The following is a 22,363-nucleotide window of genomic DNA, read 5'->3' as shown; positions in this document are numbered from 1 at the left end:
TCCCCGTTTGCAGTTAGTATCGAATGACCGAACACCGCACGCAACCCGACCCGAGACACGAGGCTCCGCGGCATGGACACGAACCCCAAGGCGAAAATCCTCACCATCGACGACGAGGACATCATCCGCGAAAGCATCGAGGCCTACCTGGAAGACAGCGGCTTTGCGGTGATCCACGCCGAAAACGGACGCGTGGGCCTGGAGGTCTTCCGCCGCGAGAAGCCCGACCTGGTGCTGGTGGACCTGCGCATGCCCGAAGTCGACGGATTGGACGTGCTCGCCCGCGTGACCACCGAGTCGCCGCTCACGCCGATCATCGTGGTTTCGGGCACCGGGGTGCTCCAGGACGCCATCGAGGCCCTGCGCCTGGGCGCGTGGGACTACGTAACCAAGCCCGTACAGGACATGGCCGTGCTGGAACACGCCGTGACCAAGGCCCTGGAGCGGGCCGAGCTGCTGCGGCGCAAGGAAACCTATAGCGAGGAACTGGAGCGCGAGGTCGCGCGGCGCACCGCCGAATTGCGCCAGACCAACGAGCGCCTGGCCGAGGAGGTGGCCGAACGCCAGCTCGCCGAGGAGCGCATCCGCAGCTCCCTCCAGGAAAAGGAGGTGCTGCTCAAGGAAATCCACCACCGGGTCAAGAACAACCTGCAAATCATTTCCAGCCTGCTCTATCTCCAATCCCAGCAGATCGGCGAGGAGCGGACCCGCGAACTGTTCATGGAGAGCCGGGGCCGCGTGCGCTCCATGGCCCTGGTGCACGAAAAGCTCTACCAGTCCGAGGATCTGGCGCGCATCAACTACCGCGACTACCTGTCGAGCTTCACCCGCTCGATCATGCAGGCCTACCCCCAGCGTCAGCGCACCGTGCGCCTGGACCTGCACCTGGACGACATCTGCCTGCCGGTGGACCTGGCCATTCCGTGCAGCCTGATTATCAACGAACTGATGACCAATGCCCTGAAATACGCCTTCGACGGCAACGCGCCCGGAACCCTGACCCTGGCCCTGCGCCGGGAGGGCGACGCCGTGGAACTGGAAGTGCGCGACGACGGCAAGGGCTTCCCCGAGGGCTTCGACATCAACAACACCGAGACCCTGGGCATGCAGTTGGTGGTCAACCTGGTCAACCAGATTCGCGGCGAACTGGACACCGCCCTGTCCGGCGGCGCCCGCTTCACCATCCGCTTCACGCTCTAGGCCTCGGCCTCGGCCTCGCGGCAGGCGGCGCACAGCCCGTCCACCCGGATCTCCACATGCCCCGCCGCCGCCCCGGGCGGCAGGACCTGCTCCACGGCCAGCGCGGCCTGGGGCAGGCAGCACATGGCGTGGCAGCGCAGGCAGTAGAAATGGCCATGGGCCGCCCCGCCGGGCGCGCCGCTCCCGGCGCAGTAGCGGAAGGCCCGGTCCGGCCCCAGGGTGCGCAGCACAAGCCCGCGCTCGGCCAGCAGGTCCAGGGTTCGGTACAGGGTGGCGCGGTCCAGGAGCGCGGCCAGTTCCGGGCGTTCCAGAAGCTCGGCCGGGGCCACGGCCCGCTCCGCCGCGAGCACGGCTTCCAGGACCCCGACCCGCTTGCGCGTGGCGCGCACCCCGGCGGCGCGCAGAAGCCGCGCCGCGCGGCTCACGGCCGCTCCCGGCGCCCCAGGCGCCGCCGCAGGGCGTCGGCGAAGAACACGGCCACGGCCACGGCGATGATGCAGGCCCCGGAGGTCAGGTCCAGGGCGTAGGACAGGCCCAGGCCCACGGTGCAGAACAGCGCGGCCAGCCCCACCGAGCGGAGCATCATCCCGCCCATGGAGCGCGACGCGGGCAGCGCCAGCCCGGGCGGGATGGTCAGCAGGGCCATGACCAGGATCAGGCCCACCACGCGGATGACCATGACCACCGAGACCCCGACCATGGCCAGCAGCAGGAAATGCAGCGCCAGCACGGGCACGCCGCGCACGGCGGCGAACTCGCGGTCGAAGGCCAGGGCGGTGAACTCCTTGTAGAAAACGAGCGTCACGGCCACGATGGCCGCATCCAGCCCGAGCATGAGCCACAGGTCCGCGCGGGGCACGGCCAGGATGCTGCCGAACAAAAAGCTCATCAGGTCGGCGTTGTAGCCGGGGGAAAGGTCGAGCAGGATGACGCCCGTGGCCATGCCCCCGGCCCACAGGGCGCCGATGAGCCGGTCGGCGCCGTCCATGCCGCGCGCCGTGGCCGCGGCCATGGCCCCGCCCGCCGCCACCGAGAAGCCCACCGTGCAGGGCAGCACGGGCCAGCCCAGGAAGTAGGCCAGGCCCACCCCGCCGTAGGCCGCGTGGGCCACGGCCCCGGCCAGGAAGACCACGCGGTTGGCGACCACCAGGGTGCCGATGATGCCGCAGGCCACGCTGGCCAGCAGCCCGGCCCACAGGGCGTTCTGCATGAACTCGTAGGACAGGGCCTGAATCATACGCCGTCTCCGGGGGCGCCACCCCGGCAGCCGGGGCAGCCCGGGCAGTCGGGCCCGTCGTGACGCGGCACCACGCGGTGCGGCACCTCGCCGTGGGTGAAGATTTCCACAGGGCAGGAATGCCCGCCGCCGTACATCATGGTCAGCATATCGCGGGTGACCTCGGGGCGACCGTGCAGGTGCAGGGTGCGATTCACGCAGACCACCGAGCGCACGCCCCCGGCCACGATGGACAGGTCGTGGCTGACGTAGAGGATGGTCATGGTCCGGTTCAGTTCGGCCAGCAGTTCCAGCAACGAGCAGCGGCCTTCGGCGTCCACGCTGGCCGTCGGCTCGTCGAGGATGAGCAACCGCGGGTCGGCCACCAGGGCCCGGGCGATGTAGGCCCGCTGGCGCTGGCCGCCCGAGAGGTCCGAAACCAGCCGGTCCCTGAGGTCCAGCATGCCCGTGCGCTCCAAGGCGGCCTCGGCCCGGTCGCGCTCGGCCGGGGAAAAGCGCGGGCCGCGCCCCGTGGCGCCCAGAAGGCCCATGAGCGCCACGTCGAGCACCGTCACGGGCAACTGGCGGGCCATGCCCGTGGACTGCGGCATGTAGCCGATACGCCGGACGGCCTCGCGCGGGGGGCCGCCGAACACGCGCACCTCGCCCCGCACCGGAGTCAACACGCCGAGAATCAGCTTGAGCAGCGTGGATTTGCCCCCGCCGTTGGGCCCGAGCACGGCCACGTAATCCCCGGCGGGAATGGCGAAGTTCAGGTCGCGCAGGACCTCGGGCCCCGGGGCGTAGGCAAAGCCCACGCCCCGGAACTCGATGGCCGGGGCGGTCGCTCCGGGCGCGTTCATGTCAGGTTCCTCATGTCAGTTCCCTGCACTCATGGCCTTGGCCATGCGTCCGGCCACGGCGCGCAGGTTGGCCGCCCAGTCGCGGGCCAGGGGGTCGGCCTCCACCAGGGCGCCACCGACCTCCTGGGCGACCACTCCGGCCGACCGCTGGGAGAACTGCGGCGAAACGAACACCGCGCGCACCCCGTGCTCGCGGGCCTCGGCGACCAGCTTGACCATGGTCCGGGGCCCGGGCTCGCTGCCGCGCCCCTCCACAGGCATCTGAACCAGGTCGAATTCCCTGGCGAAATAACCCCAGGAGGGGTGGAAGACCATGAAGCGCCGCTCGGTCAGCCCGGCGAACAGGGCGGCGAGGTCGTCGTGCACGGCGCGGGCCTCGGCCACGGCGGCCTCGCAGCCGGCGGCGTAGGCCTGGGCATTGGCCGGGTCGGCCCGGGTCAGGGCGTCGCGGGTGGCGGCGGCCATGACCTGCATCAGTTCCGGCGCCAGCCAGATGTGCGGGTCGGGCAGGCCAGCGTGGTCGTGGTCATGGTCGTGGTCGTGGTCGGGGGCTTCGCCCGAGTGGTGTTCGTGGGCCTCGCCCTCGTGGCCGTGGTCGTGCTCCTCGCCTTCGTGGTGGTGGTGTTCGTGGGCGGGCATGGGCAGCTTGGCGATGCCCGCGTCCATGGGCACGACCTTGAGGCCCGGGCTGGCCGCCAGGAACCGGGGCAGCCACACGGTTTCAAACTCCAGGCCCAGGCTCAGGTAGAGGTCCGCGCGGTCCACTTCGGCCATTTGACTCGGGCGCGGCTCGAAAGTGTGCGGGTCGGCCCCGGGGGGCACCATGACCGTGACCTGGGCCAGAGGACCGGCCACGCGCTCCACCAGCCAGGCCTGGGGTTCGATGGTTACCAGCACCCGCAGGGGGCCGCCCTGGGCGGCGCGCGCGGACGGAACGGCCAGGGACAGGACCAGGGCCACAAGCCCCAGCACGGCGACGACTCGATGCATTTTCATGGCAAACTCCTTGGGGCGACGGCCCCGAGGCTGTTTTGCAACCAAGTCGCATTTCCTGTCAAGCCGCCTCGGCAAGCCTCCGGCGGACGGGGTGCCGGGCCCAGGCCCGAGGGGCCGGAGGGCCGGAAGAGCCGCCCTCAGGGCGCGGGCTCCACGGCGATGTCCACGTAGTCGCTGACCCCGGTGCAAGGGTTGTCGATGGCCTGGAGCCGCCAGAAGGGCCGCCCGGCCTTGCGCGCGAAAAACAGATCGCCCCGGCGCTCGCAGGACTGGCCGCCGCCCAGAAAATCCACCCGCGTGACCACCCGGCCGCGCAGGACGAAACCGTCCGCGTCCACGGCCACCACATGGCCCTCCACCAGCAGCATGTTGGCGCCCTGGCCCTGTTGCCCCGCGAGCCACAGCGCGCCGTCGCGCTCCACGATCTCCGCCGTGCCCGAGGGCACGGAGGACAGCCACTGCAGGCGCAGGTCGTGACGGCCCAGCAGGACGCTCGCGTCCGGGCCGTCGACGGGGATGGCCGGAGCCTCCGGGGCCACGGCTTGCGGCGGCGCGGGGGGGGCGGGCGCGGGGGGCGGCACGGGTGCGGGGTCGTCGCCGGGCGGCAGGGGCACGGGGGGCCAGGGTGCGGGGCCGTCGCCGGGCTCCGGCTGTCCGGGGTCCGGGGCTCCCGGGGCGTTCGGGGCGGGCGGATCGGGCAACGCCCGCCGTGGTGTCGGAACCGCAAAGTCCGGGGGCGCCTGGTCCGGAACGGGCCCGCCGTGGCCGGGCCCGGCGGCAGCCGCCGCCAGGGCGCGCAGGCGCTCCAGTTCCCGGGTGCGCGCCGTGGTCAGCAGGCGCAGGTCGCGCACGCGCTCGGCCAGCCCGGCCTGGCCCTGGCCCGGGTCCGCGGCGGCAAAGGACTCGAAGTTGCCGTCGCGATAGGCCAGCCAGGCGCGCTGGGCCGCACGCAGCATCTCGGCGCCGTGGGTGTCCAGGTCGGCCATGGCCTGCCGGTAGACGCGGTTCAGTTCGGCGTCGGCGGCGTCCAGCAGAAGGCTTTCGCAGTGCGCCCTGTCTTCGGCGGACAGGTTGGCGCCGCACTCCACGGCGCCTCGCGCGGACGCGGGCGCAAGCAGCGGCAGGGCGGCCAGGGCCGCAAGCAGGCCCCGGCGCAGGGTGAGGCGACACGGACACATGCCCAATGCTGTGCCACAGGGCGGGCAGGCAGGCAAGGGCGCCGAAACAGGCGGCGGCGCGGCAGTCCCCGGCCGCTGGCACCGTTCGGCTCCTCCCCGGGCGCAACGGAGTTCCGCCGCCCGGACCCGGCGCACACGGCGCGGACCCGGACGGCGGAAACCGGGAACGGGCGAGGCTCGCCTCAGGCCCCCTGGACGGCCTGGACGGGCTCCGGACGGGCCTCCTTGAGCCACAACGCCAGGATCATGGCCACCACGGGCAGGAAGAGCAGCAGATGGATGGCGGAATCGACCCCCGAATGCTTGACGTACAGCCCCACGAGGCCCACGCCGAGCCCGCCGAGGCCGATGCCGAAGCCCAGGGAGAACCCGGAGGCCATGGCCGCGTTCCTCTTGAACAGCTCCTGGGCCATGACCACCGTGGGCGAAAACGAGGCCAGCAGGGAGCCCCCGGCCAGCGCGAGCAGGACGGGCCGCATGGCGTCGGTGGAGTACAGGAAGGCATGGAAGAGCAGCGCCGCCAGGAACAGCGAGGCGACGATGACGGCGCGCTTGCCGACCCTGTCCGAGAGGTAGCCGCCCAGGATGCCGCCGATGGCGCCGGAGAAGAGCATGAAGAACAGCAGGTGCCCGCTGGCCACCAGGGAGACGTGCTCCTTTTGCAGATACAGCGGCAAAAAGGCCACCAGGCCCGCCTGGGTCAGGGTGCGCAAGGCGATGACGAGGATCAGCATGGTCAGTTCCCGCCACGCGGGCCGCAGCACATCCAGCAGCGGGGCGACCGGGGCGCCGCCGCGCTGCGGGGCCGTCCGGGGCGCCTTGCGGGCCAGCAGAACGGCCACGACGATACCCGGCAGGACGAAAAACGGTGTGATCTCCAGGCCCCACAGCCCCACGAGAGGGATGACGACCAAGGGCGTCAGCGACCAGCCCAGGTTGCCCGCCGCCCCGAAAATGGCCTGGCAAAGGTTTTTCCTGTTTCCGCTGGCGGCGCTGACCATGGCCGAGGCCTGCGGATGGAAGGCCGCCGCGCCAAGGCCCGCCAGGGCGGCGACCAGCAGCAGCAGGTACTGGTTGTGGATGTACCCGATGCCGCTCAACAGGAGCGCCAGCCAAAGCGTTCCGACGTAGACCATCCACTGCTGGTTGCGTTTGTCCACGAGGTAGCCGACCGCCGGTTGCGACAGCGACGAGGTGATGGTGAAGGCGGAAATGGCGAAGGACACCGCCTCGACGCCGAACCCGGCGGCCACGAGAAAGGGCATGAGGATCGGGATGAGGTTCATGTACCAGTCGTTGAGCAGATGCGCGGCGGAGACGGAGACGATGGTGCTTTTCTGGATGGAACTGTTGCCCATGGCGGACCTCATGCGTCGGATTCGGCGGAGTCTGTGGATGCTGTGGATTCTATGGAGGGGACTTCGGGACGGTCGCAGCCGAGCGCCGCGTCTATCTGGCAATTGATGTCGTTCAGAAAACGCAGGATGATCGCCTGCTCGTCGTCGCTGTAGGTGGTCAGAAGATCCATTTTCTCCTGCCTGGCCCGGACGTGGCATTTCCTGTGCTCGGCGTAGAATTGCCAGCCCTTGTCCGTCAGCCGGAAATAGATCTCCTTGTTGTTGGTCGGCTCCTGGTAGCTCTCGATCAGGCCCTTGCCCAGCAGCTTCCGGCCGATCTTGCTGATGGCGCCCCGGGTCATGCCCATTTCGTTGGAAATCTTCGTCACGTTGGCGTGGTCGATGGTGCCGATCCAGTCGATGCAGTGGATTTCCGTCAGGGTGATGTCCGCAAAAAGCTCCTCGCGCCCGTGGCGGAAGGTATCCGCCCGCTCGCGGATTCTGATCAGGGCGTCGATGATCCTGGCCCTTTGGTCCATGTGCGGCCTCCTTGTTTGTTTCTTGAGAAACAATATGAGGCCAGACTGTTTCCTTGTCAACAAAATTTCCGGCGACTCCCGAAAATCTCCGGAAGACAAGGCGGGGCGCGCCGAAACGGCGAACGGGGACGGACCGGCGGACCGGGCAGCGGAGGATAGCGGCGGGAAGAGGATGTGAAACGATCAGGAGCCCCGGGGCGGGGCGAAGGATGGCGAAAGGCGGCCGGGGAGGACTTCGCCCGGCGTCAGGGGGCGGGCACCAGCGGAACCCAGGGCTCCTCGCCCGGCTTCGGGGCGGGCCAGGGCGTGCGGGGCGTCGCGGCCTTGCCTTCGGGCTGCTGGGTCTTGCGCTCCCTCTTTTCCTTCCGCGCGGGCTTTCCGGGCTTCGCGGACTTCCCGGGCTTTGCCTGCTGCGCCGGAGCCTGCGGTGCGGCCTCGGGCACCAGGGGCACCCAGGGCTTCTCCCCGGCGGCCTGGGCCTCGGGCACCAGCGGCACCCACGGCTCGGGCTCCGGAGGCAGGGTGCCCTCCTCCACGGGAGGGCGGCGTTGCCCCTCGTCGGCGGCCGCACCGGGTTCAAGCAGGCGGAAGCGGCGCCGCACGGGCGCGTTGTCGGGGCGCGGGCCGATCTCCTCCGCCGAGGGCCGGGCGCCGAAGGACGGCAGCACCGTGCGCCCCCCCTGGGCGGCGGGCTGGTCCTCGGGCAAGGCCTCCGGGGCGTCCTGGACGGGGGAAGCCCCCCGGGGCGCGGCGGAATCGCCCGCAGGCGCGGGCACAGGCGCGGGCGCGGGCAGGACCAGCGGCGTCCAGTCGTCGGGCACCTGGGCCACGGCGACGCACGACGCCAAGGCCACCACACAGGCCACCACGAACGAAACCGGACCGCGCATCATCCTCTCCCTTGCAGGCGCACCTCCCGGGGTGCGTGGGCAATGGTCCTATCCCAAACCCGGCCCGCCGCCAAGGCCCGTCGAGGCCCAAAACGAGGCGACCGCCGCCAACGCTGGCAGCGGCCGCCGAAAAAAAGCGAGGCCGCAAAGCCGCGCTACGCGTAGCGCGGCTCCTCCTCGCGCACCACCTGGAAAGCCTTGTTGCCCTTGACCACCCCGGGCAGCCCGTAGAACTTGCGCACACCCTCGACCTCGGCCTCCAGAAGCCGCTCGGTGTCGGTGTTCAGCAGCAGGATGTCGCCCACCTCGAGGTTCAGGAGCTGGCGACCCGTGATCTGGGTCTGGCCCAGCTCGATGACCATTTGCACCGGGGTTTCCAGGAGCCGCTCCTTGAAGCGCGCGATCCAGGCGTGGTCCACCTCCAGCCGCTCGGACTGGAAGGAGGCGTGCAGCTTGGAGCGGATGGGCTCCAGGGTGGCATAGGGCAGGCAGGCGATGAGCGAGCCGATGGCGTTCTCCAGCTCCACCTCGAAGGTGACGACGATGACCACGTCCGAGGGCGGCACGATGGCCGCGAACTGCGGGTTGATCTCCGAACGCGTCAACTCGATGTGCACCTCGTGCACCGGGCGCCAGGCGTCTTCCATGTTCGACAGGGCGATCTTGACCACGCGGTCCACGATGGCCTGCTCGATGGGCGTGAAGTCGCGGCCCTCGACCTTGGGCTGCGAGCCCGCGCCGCCGAAGAAGTTCTCCACCAGCGCGAAGACCAGCCGCGAATCCACGACCAGGAGCGCGTTGCCGCGCAGGGGGTCCATCTTGAAAATGTTGATGGAGGTCGGCACCGGCAGCGAGCGCATGAAGTCGCCGAACTTGGACATGTCGATGGAAATGGGGTTCAGGTCCACGCGCTTGCGCATGGCGTTGGCCAGGGCGTTGGTGCACAGCCGGGCGAAGCGGTCGTTGACGATCTCCAGCACCGGCATCCGGCCCCGGATGATGCGGTCCTGGTTCGCCAGGTCGAAACTGACGACTCCGGAATCGTCCTCGGGGATGTCGGCCTCGGCCTCTATTTCGCCGCCGGACAGCCCGCGCAGCAACGCATCGACTTCGTCCTGGTCGAGAATCTTGCTCATGGACCCTTCCCGCCCTTACCCGGGGCAGATTCTGCCGCCGGAGAGTTCCGTACGCATGGCCCGCCGGGGGGCGGCCCCCCGGCCGACGCGGCCCGGCGTGCCTTGCCGCCCGACCGAAGCCCCCTTCTATCGCCCGGGAGCCACGTTGGCAACCCGGCCCCGGGCCCCGGGGGCACGGATTCCATGCAAAATACAAACCAGCCGGGACGCGAGCCGCCGGAAGCACTCACCCCCGGGGCAGATGGCGGTGCAGCAGTTCCTGAAGCCGGACGCCGGTCACGGGGCGTTCCACCGTGGAGGTGAAGCCCGCCTCCAGGCTGAGGCTCGCGTCCTGGGGGATGTAGGCCAGGGTCATGGCCACCAGGGGCACGGGCCGGGCGCCGCTTTCGCGCTCCCACTGGCGGATGGCGCGCGCGGCGGAAAGGCCGTCCATGACCGGCAGGCGCGTGGCCATGAGCACCATGTCGTAGATCCGGCGCGTCACGGCGTCCACTCCCTGACGCCCGTTGGCCGCCACGTCCAGGACCACGTCGGTGTGGCGCAGGTGGTAGCGCAGCATCATCCGCGTGTTGGCCGAGTCGTCCACCAGCAGCACCGCCGGGCCCGGGCTGCGGCGCGGGCGCCCGGCCGCGGTGCCCATGAGGCACAGGGCGGGGTTCACGCCCTCGCGGAAGGTGTGCCCCTCCAGCACGGCGAAGACCGCCTCGCGCAGGGCCGCCTCGTCCACGGGCAGGCCCAGGCGGGCCGCCACGGCGCAGGCCGGGGCTCCGGCCCGCGGGTCGTCGCACAGCGCAATGACGCTGTAGACCGGGAAGCCCTCGGCGGCGCACAGCTCGCCCAGCAGGCCCTGCGTGCCCAGGCCTTCGTCCACGAAAGCCAGGCGGTAGGGGCGGCAGTCGCGGAAGGCGTCCAGCAGCAGGTCGCGCGCGGTGGCGCCGTCGGCGACGACCTCGGGCCGCGCGCCCCAGGCCTCCAGCCGGGCCGTGAGGTCGGACACGTCGCGCCCCGAGGCCACAAGCACCCGGCGGCCCTTGAGGGCCGGGTTCACCGTCACGGCGTCGAACTGCGCCGGAGCCAGCTCCTGCTCTGCGTATTTCAGGAACAGCTTGGAGGACAGGAACAGGTCGTGCACATCGGGGTCGATGTGGCGGTCCTTCTTCATGAACCCCAGGATCTTCACCGCCTGGGACAGGGGCATGGGCTTCTTGTAGGGCCGGTCCTGGGCCGTCAGGGCCTCGAAAATGTCGGCCACGGCCATGATCCGCGCCTGGAGCGGCAGCGTCTTCTCGTCTAGGCCGTCCGGGTAGCCGCTGCCGTCGAGCTTCTCGTGGTGCCCCGCCGCATACTGGGGCACCCGCGCCAGTTTCTTGGGGAAAGGCAACTCCGAGAGCATCCGCCCGGTGACGCGCGCATGGTTCTCGATGATGGCCCGCTCGGTATCGGTCAGGGTGCCCTTGCGGATGCACAGGTTGGCGACCTCGTCCTCGGTGAGCAGGCGCCGGGGCTGCCCGTTCAGCTCGAAGGTCCGCTCGCCGATGGCCCGCACCCGCGCGCGCCGCTCGTCGCTCATGAACTCGCCGGGCTCGTTGCAGCCGATGGCGAAGGCCCGGTCCTCCTCCAGGGTCCGCAGGGCCTCGGCCAGGGTCTGGTCCTCGTCCCGCAGGGCCTGGGCCGGGGCGCCGCCCTCCAGCAGGGCCACCTTGCGCTCCAGGCTCCTGGTCCGCAGGGTCTGGGCCGCAAGGTCGAAACGCTGCTGCACCAGATCCACCCTGTCATAGATCGTCTGTAATTTTGAAGCCTTGTCCACAACCCATTCGGGAGTGGTGATCTTGCCGATGTCGTGCAGCCAGGAGGCCAGCTTGAGTTCCTCCAGCTCGTCCTCGTTGAAATGCACGTCGGCGAAGGGGCCCTCGTCCATGTCGTTGATCCGCCGGGCGATCATCATGGTGATGTCCACCACGCGGTTGATATGCCCGCCGGTGTAGGGCGATTTTTCCTCGATGGCGTTGGCGATGCTCTTGATGAAGGCGTAGAAGAGGTCCTTGAGGTCCTGGATGAGGCGCGTCTTGGTCAGGGCGGCGGCGGCCTGGGAGGCCAGGGAGGCCACCAGCGACACGCGGTCGTCGGCGAACTCGCCCACCGCCCCGCCCCGGGTCACGTCCTGGGCGTTGAGCAATTGCAGCACGCCGATCACGTCGTTCTCGTGGTTGCGCAGAGGGATGACCAGCATGGACTTGGAGCGGTAGCCCGTGGCCTGGTCGTATTTGCGCGGGCCGGTGAAGTCGAACTCCTCGGACTCGTACACGTCGGCGATGTTGATGATGTCGCCGGAAAGGGCCACATAGGAGGACACGTTGGCGTGGTTGGGCGCCCCGTCCACGTGCAGCGGCACGGGCGGCAGCTTCACGGGCACCCCGGAGGTCCCGCCCATGCGGGTCTTCATGGTGTCGTTGTGCAGGATGGCGAAGTCCAGGTGGGTGCGCTCGGCGTTGACGAGGTACAGGGTTCCGGCATCGGCGTCGGTGATCTCGCGGGCCTCGTGGACGATCATCTCCAGCAGTCGGTCCACGTTTTCCTCGCCCGACAGGGCCATGCCGATTTCGGCATACTTGCCCAGATGATAAAGCTGGAAAGCCGACAGTGCGGCGGCATCGGCCCCGGGGCCGACCGGGCCGCCCACTGCCCGGTTCTCTTCCTGATCCTTGTCCCGCTCGGCCATGGCCTTTCCTCCTGTGCGGCGCCTGCTGTGCCGTTTCCCCCGAAGCCGACTCTACCTCAAACCGGCACAAGAGCAAAGACAACTAAAGAAAAGCGGGCCGGGAGTGCCCTCCCGGCCCGCTTCGGCGACATATGCGACATGCTAGAGTTCGCCCAGCGCCTTGCCGAGCTTCACCACGCGGTCGTTGGTGGGGTAGCGGTCGATGAGCCTGCGGTAGATGAGCACGGCCTCGTCGCGCTTGCCCTGACCGAGCAACGCGTAGACCAGGTTGATGTTGCTCACGTAGTCCGAAGCGCGCAGGGCCACGGCGCGGCGGAAGAAGTTCTCCGCGTCGGCGTAGCGCTTCTCCTGCAGGGCCAGATAGCCTTCCCACTTGTAGGCCGTGGCGCTCTCCTGGTTGCCGATCTCGCGGGACATGGAGTCCAGAAGCTCCCGCGACTGCCCGGCATCGCCCCGGCGCGAAGCCTGGACCAGGGTCCGCTCCAGGGCCAGAACGCTCTCGTTCTTCTTGGCCCGTTGGGCGAAGTGCTGCTCCAGAGCCCGCGACGGCTTGGACAGGTCGACGGCCTTGGGTTTTTCAGGTTCCGGCTCACGGTACAGCCGCTGCTGCACGATGGGCGCCTGGGCAGGCGTGAGCTGTGCCACTGCCGGCTGCTCGACCACGGGGGCCGGAGCCGGGGCCTCTTCCACGGTTTTCTCGACAACTGCCTGGCGCTGGCTGGCCGCATTCTGCGCAGGGTCGTCCGGCAAGGCCAAGTCCTTGACCTCGCGTTGGACGAAGTACAGCCCGGAACCGGCCAGTACGACGAACACCAGCAGGAACAGCAGTCCCCTGAGGAAGAGCTTGCTCATCCTCGGAGCAACCGCCTGAGGCGCCTGGCGGGAATTCCGCTCCGCCTCCTCCCGTTTCAGTTGCTGCAGGCTGCGGTAGATGACGCTCATTGGACCACCTTGATGTTCATGACCACGACCAGTTCGCGGACGGCATCGGTCTCGACGCGGGTCTTGAAGAGCCAGCCGAGGATCGGGATGTCGCCGACGACGGGAATGCCGGAGTCTTCCTTGTCGGTGTTCTTGTCGATGAGGCCGCCCAGGATGATGGTGTCGCCGTCGTTCACGCGGGCCGTGGTCACGACGTTCTTCACGTCCACCTGGGGCAGGGTCAGCTTGTCGCCCGCGCTGGTCACTTCCACCAGGGCCAGGCTCGCTTCCTTGACCTCGCTCTTGATGGGGAAGATCTGCAGGTCGACCTTGTTGTCGTCGCTCACGTAGGCCACCACGCCGAGCATCACGCCGTTGAATACCGAGGCGGTGTTCACCGTGAAGGTCACGTTGCCCGCGTCGTCCACGTCGCGCTCGATGCCCGCGACGTACTGGCGCGAGCTGCCCGCCGTGAAGAGCGCGGGCTGGCCGTGCTTGGCGCGCACGTGCGGGTTGGCCACGACCTTCACGCCGCCGAAGGTCTGCATCGCCTCCAGGGCCGCGTTGAAGGCGTCGTCGCCCTTGCGGAAGCCGGTGATGGTGGCGACGGTGTTGTTGTCGGCGTAGGTGCGGTCGGCGATGGCGGTGGAGCCGCGCTGCAGCCAGCTCATGGTCGTGGTGCCGTCGCCCCAGGCCATGCGCTCGGCCACCCAGTTGAAGTCGATGCCGAAGCGGAACTCGTCGGACAGGCTCACTTCCATAATCCGCGCGTCGATGACCACCTGGCGGGCGAGCTTGGTCTTCAGGTTGTTGAGCATCTGTGCCACGGCCCGCAGCTTGCCGGGGGTGGAGCGGACGTACAGCGCGCCAGTCAGCGGATCCAGGGCGAAGTAGCCGGGGTTCTCCGGCTCCTCGCCGGTGGTGCCCTGCTCGCCGAAGGCCGTCTCCTCGGAGATGATCGAATCCACGCTCTTGAGGATCTGGCCGTAGATGGACTCGTCCTTGAAATCGCCGCTCAGTTCGTTGGCCACCGCGAAGGTGCCCGAGAGCTGGCCCTGGCCGGACATCGCGCTGCCGAAGATGTCGCCGCCGCTGGCGGAGGTCACTTCGGCATTGGTGTTCACGAAGTCGAGGTAGAAGACCTTCTCGGCGAAGCGCGACACCATGAGGATGTTGTCGTTGACTTCCCAGGCCAGGTCATAGGCGGCCAGGAGCTTTTCCACCACCAGGGCGCTGGAGGCGTCCTCGAAGCTGATGGTCACCCGGTTCTCCAGGCTGATGCCCGGCTCGATGACCAGGTTCAGCCCCGCGTTGCGGGCGACGATGTACAGAATGTTGTGGAGGGTTTCCTCCTGGACGCTGATGGAGATGGTGGTCTCCTCCAGGGGATTGAACTCGGGCAGCACCGGCTCGATGACGCTTTCGTCGACCGCGACGGACCGCTCCAGATGCTGCTGCTCCTGGGCGCGCATCTTGATGAACTGTTCATCCTCTTTGCGAAGCTGCTTGTAGAGCACGTCGTAGTTCAGGTCGCTCTCAAGCTGTTTCGTCGCCTTCTGGCAGGATGCCAGGGAAAGCGCCAGTACAATGAAACCGATGTAGACAAGACTCCTGCGCATATGTCGCCCCTTCTCCTTCCAATTCCCCCGGGGGGAGTGGCCCTGATTGCTTGCGGATATGGCCATGTCGCCCTCTCGTTATTGCTGCTTCTGGCCCACCTGCTGGAGGATCTGCAACGCCTGGTCCGGGGTCAGGTCCGGAGGCAGGTTGTTCAGATCCGCCGGGGGGGTCGGCTGGGTCTCGGGAGACGCCGCAGCTTCTTCCGCGCGGCGTTGCCCGCCCTGGGCGGCGGCCTTCTTCAACTCCACGCGGTATGCCGGAAGCCAACTGATCCGATCGGTATCCGCGCCCCTGCTCAGGGTGACGCCGTCGGCATCGATGGCCTTGATCACACGCCCGTCGGGCAACTCGGCGCCCTCGCGGTACACCGTCCCGTTCAGGATGGCGTACTTGTCGGGCGGGCCGAGGAACAGTGCGCTCAGGAACAAGGCGGCGTACTGCTGCTTGGCCGGGTCCAGGACCTCGGGGTCAAGGACCACCAGCGAGGGATCGACCTTTTCCACAGCCCCGTAGTTCGGAATTTTCTGCGTCAGCGCGCCGACGGCCTCCCGGATGGTCGTGCTGACCTCCTCCGGGGGCAGGGTCACCTGTTTGGGCGCCAGCCGCTCAGCGATGCCGGACTGCCGGGGTACGTCGATCCGCTGGTTGGTATACAGCCATGCGGCCGTCGCCACGATGACCACGGCGTAGGCAATCCAGCGGACCAGAATGCTTCTCCTGCCCGGGTGCATTTAGTCCCCCTTCTTCTTCAACGGCCACAAGGCGTTGAGCGAGTAATAGTTGCCCTCAAGCCCCAGGTCGATCTGCTTGGACTGGATCGTGAATCCCTGGCTCTCCAGGCTGCTGACGAACTTCACGAACCCGTGCTGGGCCGTGGAGATATCCATTTCCACCTGTCCTTCCAGGCGCACGGCCACGCCGTCGGGCTGGTAGGTAAACTCAAGCCCGTCCACGCGCATGTAGTCCGGGCGCAGGGACGAGAGGTAGTTCCACATTTCGCCCAGGGGCGGCGCCAGGGCCGCTGTGCGGATATCCGAGGCCGTCTGCGCCGCGGCGGTCACGTCCTGGAAAGCCAGGCTCCCCGCGCGGGAGGCAAGCTGCGAGTCCAGCGCGTTGTTGGCGGACTGCATGGACGCCAGGCGCTGCATGACCTCGCCCTTGGCGGTGGCCACGTAGCTGTAGCCCACGAAGGCCACCAGGGCCACGGCCAGCATGGCCGCCCAGACGTACTTCTCGGCCAACTCCAGGGGCCGCAGCAGGCGCTCTTCCTTCGGGCCGAGGATGGCCGCCATGGGCGCGGCCTGCATGGCTTCGGGCAGGGCGGACCAGACCGTCTCGCCGCCGTGCTGCAGGCGGTGCACCGGATAAGGCACCAGCGGAATCTCCACGTCCGGACGCGGCAGATTCAGCGTGCCGGTCAGGCCCTCGATCCAGTTGATGTGGCTGATGCGCTGGCCCAGGTTTTTCTCCAGGGCCGCCACGTCCTGCTCCAGGGCGAAGATGCCCTCCACCAGCGCGTCGCCGTCGTCGCCGACCAGGGTGTAGCGCCGCGAGAGGTACACATCGCCGTTCTTGCCGGCGACCATGATGATGGCGCCGGGGATGTGCAGGGCCAGCACGTGGGCGCCGCGGCCGTGGTGCTTGAGCAGCCCGTAGAGCAGGGACACGGTGTCCAGAATCACGAAACCCTGGGGATACCCCGCATAGGTCTCGCTCATGCCCACATAGCGGTCGCGCGGCAGGATTTCGTAGAAGACGCTGATCTGCCCGCCTTCGAGCTTGCGCTTGGAGAAGACGTGCAGAATGCCTTCGGCGGACAACTCGCCGGCCTCTTCGAGCTGCTTGCGCGCCAGCACCTCGGCGTACTTGCTCTCGGTGTTGAGCGTCAGGATGCCCATGCCCGGGGAGTCGGCGTAGTCCGTGAGGTACTTGAAGTAGCGGCCGATGCCGCCCACCTCGTCGATGGGCTCGACGCCGCGCGGGGAGAAGAGCAGCTTGTTGCCGTGCAGGCTGAAAACAAAAGCCTGGAAACCCGAGGATTTCGTCCGCCATCCCCACTCGGCCGAGTAGTCGGCGTTCGGGTCCACATAGCTCTCCTGCACCAGCCTGGCCGCAGGGCGGGCCTGGGCCTGGGGCTGGGGCTGGGGCTGGGGCGCGGCGGCGGGCCTTGCGGCCGCAGGAGCCTCGTCCTGCGGTTCGGGCTGGTCCGCTTCGACCTCGGGAGCCATGTCCACTTCGTCAGCCTTGGCCTCGGGTTGCCCCTGGTTGTCGATCTCCCAGGAAACGTCTTCGAGTTCCAGCTCGGGAACGTCCCTCCCCTCTGCGGCGGAGCCGGGGGCGCCGGGCACAGTGGGATTTTTCCGATCTTCGGTCATGCTTTACCCCGCTTCATATTCGTGGAAGGCCGCCTATTCCGCAGTCTTGGGAATAAGGAACGTTCCGCGTATGCTCGTATCGTACTTCTGCACCGGGGCAAGCCCGGCGGTCTCCACGCCCATCTCCGTGGCCGACTCCGACGCCGGGGCCGGAACCGGGGTTTCGCCTCCCGGAGCCACGGGCTGGCCGTTGCCGTCCACCACCACCCGCGACAGACGAAGCATCTCGGGCTTGAAATAGTACCCGGGGTCGTCCTTCAGGCGGTTGGAGGACAGGATCAGCAGGCGCTCCACGTCCTTCCAGTCCAGGACCTTGGACACGGACAGGGGAAAGCGCGTCCAGTCCTCGGGCTTGAGGTTGACGCTTTGCAACTCGGTCCACAGGCTGTTGACGGCGGCAACCTTCTGTTCTTCCGCATCATACTGGCGCGCCAGGCGCTCGTAGTCGCCGCGTTCCGCCTGAAGCGCGTCGAACTCCTTCTTGGCCGCGCCGTACTCGCCCAGCGACTGGGAGAGCAGGACGGCTCCGGCGGCAAAAGCCACACATACCACGATACTGACAAGCCAACGCATAACAGCTCTGCCCCCTTTATCCGAGTTGACCCATCATGTCGTAGATGGGCAGCATGAGTCCCGCAAAGATCGCGCCGAACATGACGCCCATGATGACCAGCATCAGGGGCTCCAGGGTCTTGCCGAGCACCTCGACCATGCCGTCGAGCTTCTGGCGGTAGATTTCGGCCACGTAGCTGGTCTGTTCCTCGATGCGCCCGGTCTGCTCGCCCACGGAAACCATGCGCACCGCGAACGGGTGCAGGGCTTCGGCCTGGCGCATGGAGTCCGACAGCGGGTTGCCGTTCTTCACCGCGTCCTGGACCAGGATCAGCCGACCCTTGTAGACGAGGTTCTCAATGGAATCGGTGATGATTTCCAGGGTGCGCACCACCCCCACGCCCGCACCCACCAGGATGCCCAGGTATTCGGAGATCCGGGCGTTGGTGGACAGGTGGATGATGTTGTTCAGCACCGGGATGTGCAGCATGAGCCAGTCCGTGCGATAGTGGAACCACGTGCTGCGCCGCCGCAGGAATCCCGTCAGGAACAGCGCGGCCACAAAGGCCAGGATGGTCCAGCCGAAATAGTTCTGGAACCAGTTGGATATCTCCATGAGCAACCGGGTGGGCCAGGGGATGGCCACCTTCATGTCCACGAACAGCGCAAGAATCTTGGGCACCACGACGTAGAACCAGAAGGCGCAGGCACCCACCACCACCGTGAGGATGAAGGCCGGGTAGACCAGGGCCCGCTTGGTGCCGCTGACGATCTGCTCCACGTGCTCCAGGTGCTTGGCGGACTTGGCGCACATCTTGTCCAGCATGCCCGTTTCTTCGCCGATGCGGCACATGTACTGGACCAGCGGGTTGAAGACCTTGGGGTGGCGCGACAGCGCCTCGCCGAAGGTCTGGCCGCTTTCGATGTCGGTGCGCATGAATTTGAGGGTCATGAGGAGCATCGGGTTCTTGATCTCCTGCATGATCTCTTCCATGGCCGAGAGCACGGGCACGCCCGCGCCGAGCAGCATGGCCATGTTGTTGAAGAATTCGGCCAGATCCGGGCGTTTGACGCGCGTGAAGCCCTGAGTCACCACGCGGGTGAGCCAGGACGCGGCGGCGCCGAGCCTCTGGATGTCGATGACCACCCCGCCCTGGCGCTCCAGATAGCGGATCGCCGGGGGGTTGTCGGTGAAGGGCAACTCCACCACGCCCCGGTCGATGCGCCCGTTGGCGGTGAGCAGTTTGAACCTGAAGAATGCCATGGTTGTGGTCCGTGCCTCGCCTGCCGGCCCGGGGCCGGGTTAGTACCGGGTCTTGCCCAGCACGCGCTGGATTTCCTCGACCGTGGTCGCGCCCTGCTGGACCTTGATGACCGCCACGTCGTACATGTTGCGGAAGCCCTTGCGCTTGACCATATCCTCAAGCTGGGTCAGCTCGATGTCCTTCTCCATGGCCTGGCGCACCTCGCGGTCCACCACCAGGATCTCGTAAATCAGCGTCCGGCCGATGTACCCGGTGTGGTTGCAGGTCTCGCAGCCTTCACCCTTGTAGAGCGTGTCCACGTTGACGCCGAGGTATTTCTTCTCGGCGTCGTTTGCGCGGTAGGCCACCTTGCAGTGCGGGCAGATGGTGCGCACCAGCCGCTGGCTGACCACGCCGATGAGGCTCTCGGAGAGCATCTGCGTATCCATGCCCAGGCCCTGCAGGCGCGGCAGGGCGCCGATGGCCGTGTTGGCGTGCAGGGTGGAGAGCACCAGGTGGCCGGTGGTGGCCGCGGTGAGCGCCGTGGAGGCCGTTTCCTGGTCGCGCATTTCGCCGATGAGGATCACGTCGGGGTCGTGGCGCAGGAAGTGGCGCATGGCGTTGGAGAAATCGTAGCCCGCCGTCTCGTTGACCTGGGTCTGACGCGCCAGGGGCACCACGTACTCGATGGGGTTTTCCACGGTGAGCACGTTCTTGCCCAGAAGGTCCAGGGAGGTCAGGCCCGCCACCAGGGTGGTGGACTTGCCCGAGCCCGTGGGCCCGGTGAGCAGCAGGATGCCGAAGGGCTCGTCGAAGATGCGCGCCAGAATGGCCACGTCTTCCTGCAGGAAGCCCAGGGCCGGAAAGCTGAAGCTCGCGCGCTCCTGGGAGAGCAGGCGCATGACGATGTTTTCGCCGAAGGGCGTGACGATGGAGGAGACGCGGATGTCGTAACGCCGCTCCAGCAGGTTGGCCGTCCAGCGGCCGTCCTGGGGCAGGCGTTGCTCGGCGATGTCCATGCCCGCCTGGAGCTTGATGGCCGTGGCCAGCCGCGAAAGCTGCGGCGGCAGGAAAGCCACGTTGACCATCACGCCGTCGACCCGGTAGGCCACGGCGATGCCGTGGGACATGGGCCGCAGGTGTACGTCGGTGGCGCGCTGCTTCACGGCCAGCAGCAGGATGTAGTTGATCAACGTGTCGGGGCTCACGGTGCGGCTGGTGTCGGCGGCGATGATGCCGACCTCGCGCTGCATGAGCTTTTCGACGGGGTTGTCGAGGAAATAGAAGAAGTTGTAGATGGACGAGACGACCCGCGACTCCTCGGCCATCACGTAACGCGGGCGCATGCCCGTGGCGCGTTGGATGAACTGGTCGAGCTTGGGGTCGGGGATGTCCGAAATGGCGGCGACGATCTCGCCCTCGGCGGTCTGCCCGTAGGGGAACACCCTCTGGGCCAGGCAGGCGTTGCGGTTGAAGCGCTTGAGGAGCTGGAAATCGGGCTGGATGCTGTCGAGCTTGACGTAGTCGATGCCAAGCTGCTGGGCCACGGTGTAGACGAGGTCGTACTCGGACACCAGACCCGTGCGCGTGAGCACCTGGCCCAGTTTTTCCTTGGTCACCCGCTGTACCTGGAGGGCGTAGCGGATGTGTTCGTCGCCGATGTAGCCCTTTTCCCGCAGAAGGTCGCCGATGCGAATTGGAGCAGCCATGAGGTCCACCTGACTTCGGAATTACGCCGAAGCTGAGGTCGCGCCTTGGTGCGTCCTTCGGTGGCCCGGCCGTCTGCGTGAGACCCGTCGGCTTTCCGTCCCCCCCTCGCGGAGGGTTTGGCGTTTCGGGAACGTTCCTGTCCGCGTCAACCCTGCTTCGACATGACGTTCAACCAAAAAACGGTTTCCGGGTCGGGCCACATGGTGCGCTTGAGCTTCATATCCTTCTGGAAGCTGTTGATCGCGCGCCACGTCACCGGGCCGACCATCCCGTCGTCGGGGCCCCAATAGTACCCCAGGCGTTTGAGCAGCCTTTGCAGAGCCAGGATGTTCTCGTTACGGTAGCCGTAGTAGAAATCCTGGACCATGAAAGGCGGCTCCCAGAGCACCAGCCACGACGGGTTTTCACCTGCTACGTCGTTCCAGGGAAACGCAGTGAAGGGCACCGGGCCCTCCTTGGGCAGCCTGTCCACCTGCAACAGCTGCACCCCCCCCGGCAGGACGTTCTCAAACAGCACAAGCTCGCGCCGCTGCAAAGCCGCCGCCAACTCCCCCGCTCTACCTTCCAGCCCGAAGGGCTTCAGGAAGGCGAGCATCTCCTGCGTGGGGGCCGGGGCTTGCGCTGAACTTCCTGTATTACTCAAGTCTGTCTCAGGTTTGGAAATTCCTGTCAAGGAGTTATTTCCCTGTGCCGCGTCTGCATAATTCACCGCGCCGCTCTGCTGCGCCGCATTTTCCGCGCCTGTGACTTTTTGTGTTTCTGCGGCAGCGACTGCGACACTCTCTGCCACAGCGGTGGTGTTGCTGTTGTCCGCACGGGCCGCATCATCGACTATTGCGGCTGTCTGTGCCTGTGAAGGCGCGTCCTGCGCGGCGTCACGAGCCAGATACGCCCCCAGGGCCAGCCCCAGCGGGCTCCGTGCGCCGTCCGCCCCGGGAATCCACGGCGCCACCAGCCCCGCGAAGACCACCAGCACCACCGCAGCGGCCGCCAGGCGCAGCCCCCGGCGGCGCCGGGCCCCCAGGCGCGCGGCCACCTCGATCTGGCAGGAGGCGATCTCGTCCACGGCAGCGCGCAGCACGCGCACGGAAAGCTCCTGCTCGCCGAAGGCCAGGGCCGCGTAGAGGCTGCGCTCCATGATCAGGTTGATCATGCGCGTGTTGCCCTCGGTGGCCAGATGCAACAACTTGAGCGGCGCCTTGGCGATACGCAGTTGCGACCCGGCGGCGGCCAGCTTGAAGTTCACGTAACGTCCGGTTTCCTCGGCATTGAAGGCCTGCAACTCGCGGTAGATGGTGATGCGACTGCGCAACTGGCGCAGCTTGGGCTCATCCATGCGTTCCTTGAGCTCGGGCTGGCCGACCATGAGAATCTGCACCAGCTTGCGCCCGCTGACCTCCAGGTTGGAGAGCATGCGCAGGGCTTCCATGGCCGGCAGGGACAGGTTGTGGGCCTCGTCCACGATGATGGCGCAGTTGCGGTCGGCGGCGTTCTGCTCCACCAGGAAGGCCTGGAGCAGCTCCACCAGTTGGGCCACGTTGGCCTCGCGCGGGGCCTCCAGCCCGAAGTCGCGGGCGATGGCGTGCAGCAGCTCCTCCTTGTTGAGCATGGTGTTGAATATCCAGGAGGTGACAAGCTGCTCGCCTTCCAGGCGACGCAGAAGCTGGTAGAGCAAGGCGGTCTTGCCCACGCCGACCTCGCCGCACAGCACCAGGAACCCTTTGCGGGACAGGATGCCGAACGCGAGTTCGTCGAGAATCTGCTTGGTGGCCTCGGTGTGGAAATAGCCGGGAGTGTCCGCGGCCATGGAGAACGGATTGTGCTTCAGGCCCAGAACATCGAAGACATCATTGGTCAAGGCGGCGCT

The 22,363-nt window shown here is 67.6% G+C and carries 19 protein-coding genes and 1 riboswitch; of the genes, 1 reads left to right on the top strand and 18 read right to left on the bottom strand.

Going from position 1 to position 22,363, the window contains the following annotated elements; genetic code table 11:
- Nucleotides 1–72: 72 nt before the first annotated feature.
- Nucleotides 73–1,200, top strand: a complete 1,128-nt coding sequence (locus tag ACZ5KV_RS11960; protein ID WP_464239535.1) for a response regulator — start codon at nt 73–75, stop codon at nt 1,198–1,200.
- Here the strand turns inward: ACZ5KV_RS11960 and ACZ5KV_RS11955 are convergent.
- From ACZ5KV_RS11955 to ACZ5KV_RS11870, 18 genes are all read right to left on the bottom strand, one after another.
- Nucleotides 1,197–1,625 (bottom strand): Fur family transcriptional regulator, encoded by a 429-nt coding sequence (locus tag ACZ5KV_RS11955; RefSeq protein WP_464239534.1) that lies wholly within the window; start codon nt 1,623–1,625, stop codon nt 1,197–1,199. The genes ACZ5KV_RS11960 and ACZ5KV_RS11955 overlap by 4 nt on opposite strands.
- Entirely contained in the window at nt 1,622–2,437 is an 816-nt protein-coding gene (locus ACZ5KV_RS11950) for a metal ABC transporter permease (protein ID WP_464239533.1), read from the bottom strand. The genes ACZ5KV_RS11955 and ACZ5KV_RS11950 overlap by 4 nt, the downstream gene beginning before the upstream one ends.
- Nucleotides 2,434–3,279, bottom strand: coding sequence for a metal ABC transporter ATP-binding protein (locus ACZ5KV_RS11945; RefSeq protein ID WP_464239532.1), 846 nt, complete (start codon nt 3,277–3,279; stop codon nt 2,434–2,436). The genes ACZ5KV_RS11950 and ACZ5KV_RS11945 overlap by 4 nt, the downstream gene beginning before the upstream one ends.
- A gap of 15 nt (nt 3,280–3,294) precedes the next feature.
- A complete protein-coding gene (locus ACZ5KV_RS11940) occupies nt 3,295–4,275 on the bottom strand; it encodes a metal ABC transporter solute-binding protein, Zn/Mn family (protein ID WP_464239531.1) in 981 nt (326 codons plus the stop codon).
- Between the two features lie 137 nt (nt 4,276–4,412).
- The gene (locus tag ACZ5KV_RS11935) at nt 4,413–5,453 is read right to left on the bottom strand and encodes a lysozyme inhibitor LprI family protein (RefSeq protein ID WP_464239530.1); all 1,041 of its coding nucleotides are present in this window, start codon (nt 5,451–5,453) and stop codon (nt 4,413–4,415) included.
- 182 nt (nt 5,454–5,635) lie between these two features.
- Nucleotides 5,636–6,811, bottom strand: coding sequence for an MFS transporter (locus ACZ5KV_RS11930; RefSeq protein WP_464239529.1), 1,176 nt, complete (start codon nt 6,809–6,811; stop codon nt 5,636–5,638).
- A gap of 8 nt (nt 6,812–6,819) precedes the next feature.
- The gene (locus ACZ5KV_RS11925) at nt 6,820–7,329 is read right to left on the bottom strand and encodes a MarR family winged helix-turn-helix transcriptional regulator (protein ID WP_464239528.1); all 510 of its coding nucleotides are present in this window, start codon (nt 7,327–7,329) and stop codon (nt 6,820–6,822) included.
- Nucleotides 7,330–7,574: 245 nt separating this feature from the next.
- Nucleotides 7,575–8,219, bottom strand: coding sequence for a hypothetical protein (locus ACZ5KV_RS11920; protein ID WP_464239527.1), 645 nt, complete (start codon nt 8,217–8,219; stop codon nt 7,575–7,577).
- 155 nt (nt 8,220–8,374) lie between these two features.
- Nucleotides 8,375–9,355, bottom strand: a complete 981-nt coding sequence (gene fliM, locus ACZ5KV_RS11915; RefSeq protein ID WP_464239526.1) for a flagellar motor switch protein FliM — start codon at nt 9,353–9,355, stop codon at nt 8,375–8,377.
- Nucleotides 9,356–9,581: 226 nt separating this feature from the next.
- Entirely contained in the window at nt 9,582–12,074 is a 2,493-nt protein-coding gene (locus ACZ5KV_RS11910) for an HD domain-containing phosphohydrolase (protein ID WP_464239525.1), read from the bottom strand.
- 141 nt (nt 12,075–12,215) lie between these two features.
- On the bottom strand, nt 12,216–12,926 hold the full coding sequence (locus ACZ5KV_RS11905; RefSeq protein ID WP_464239524.1) for a tetratricopeptide repeat protein: 711 nt from the start codon (nt 12,924–12,926) through the stop codon (nt 12,216–12,218).
- Between the two features lie 86 nt (nt 12,927–13,012).
- Nucleotides 13,013–14,614 (bottom strand): hypothetical protein, encoded by a 1,602-nt coding sequence (locus tag ACZ5KV_RS11900; protein WP_464239523.1) that lies wholly within the window; start codon nt 14,612–14,614, stop codon nt 13,013–13,015.
- A gap of 78 nt (nt 14,615–14,692) precedes the next feature.
- The gene (locus tag ACZ5KV_RS11895) at nt 14,693–15,346 is read right to left on the bottom strand and encodes a SctD/MshK family protein (protein ID WP_464239522.1); all 654 of its coding nucleotides are present in this window, start codon (nt 15,344–15,346) and stop codon (nt 14,693–14,695) included.
- Nucleotides 15,347–16,990 carry a hypothetical protein gene (locus ACZ5KV_RS11890; RefSeq protein ID WP_464239521.1) on the bottom strand — a complete coding sequence of 548 codons (1,644 nt, stop codon included), beginning with the start codon at nt 16,988–16,990 and terminating at the stop codon, nt 15,347–15,349. It lies immediately after the preceding gene.
- A gap of 33 nt (nt 16,991–17,023) precedes the next feature.
- The gene (locus ACZ5KV_RS11885) at nt 17,024–17,533 is read right to left on the bottom strand and encodes a hypothetical protein (protein ID WP_464239520.1); all 510 of its coding nucleotides are present in this window, start codon (nt 17,531–17,533) and stop codon (nt 17,024–17,026) included.
- Nucleotides 17,534–17,579: 46 nt separating this feature from the next.
- Nucleotides 17,580–18,806, bottom strand: coding sequence for a type II secretion system F family protein (locus tag ACZ5KV_RS11880; protein ID WP_464239519.1), 1,227 nt, complete (start codon nt 18,804–18,806; stop codon nt 17,580–17,582).
- A 39-nt stretch (nt 18,807–18,845) separates the two neighbouring features.
- A complete protein-coding gene (locus tag ACZ5KV_RS11875; RefSeq protein WP_464239518.1) occupies nt 18,846–20,495 on the bottom strand; it encodes a GspE/PulE family protein in 1,650 nt (549 codons plus the stop codon).
- A gap of 56 nt (nt 20,496–20,551) precedes the next feature.
- Nucleotides 20,552–20,627, bottom strand: a riboswitch (cyclic di-GMP riboswitch).
- A gap of 14 nt (nt 20,628–20,641) precedes the next feature.
- Complete coding sequence (locus ACZ5KV_RS11870) at nt 20,642–22,354, bottom strand: AAA family ATPase (protein WP_464239517.1); 1,713 nt, start codon at nt 22,352–22,354, stop codon at nt 20,642–20,644.
- Between the last annotated feature and the right edge of the window lie 9 nt (nt 22,355–22,363).

Source organism: Desulfocurvus thunnarius, assembly GCF_055390965.1.
The sequence above is the reverse complement of the archived record's forward strand: the minus strand, read 5'-3'. Positions and strand labels throughout refer to the sequence as shown.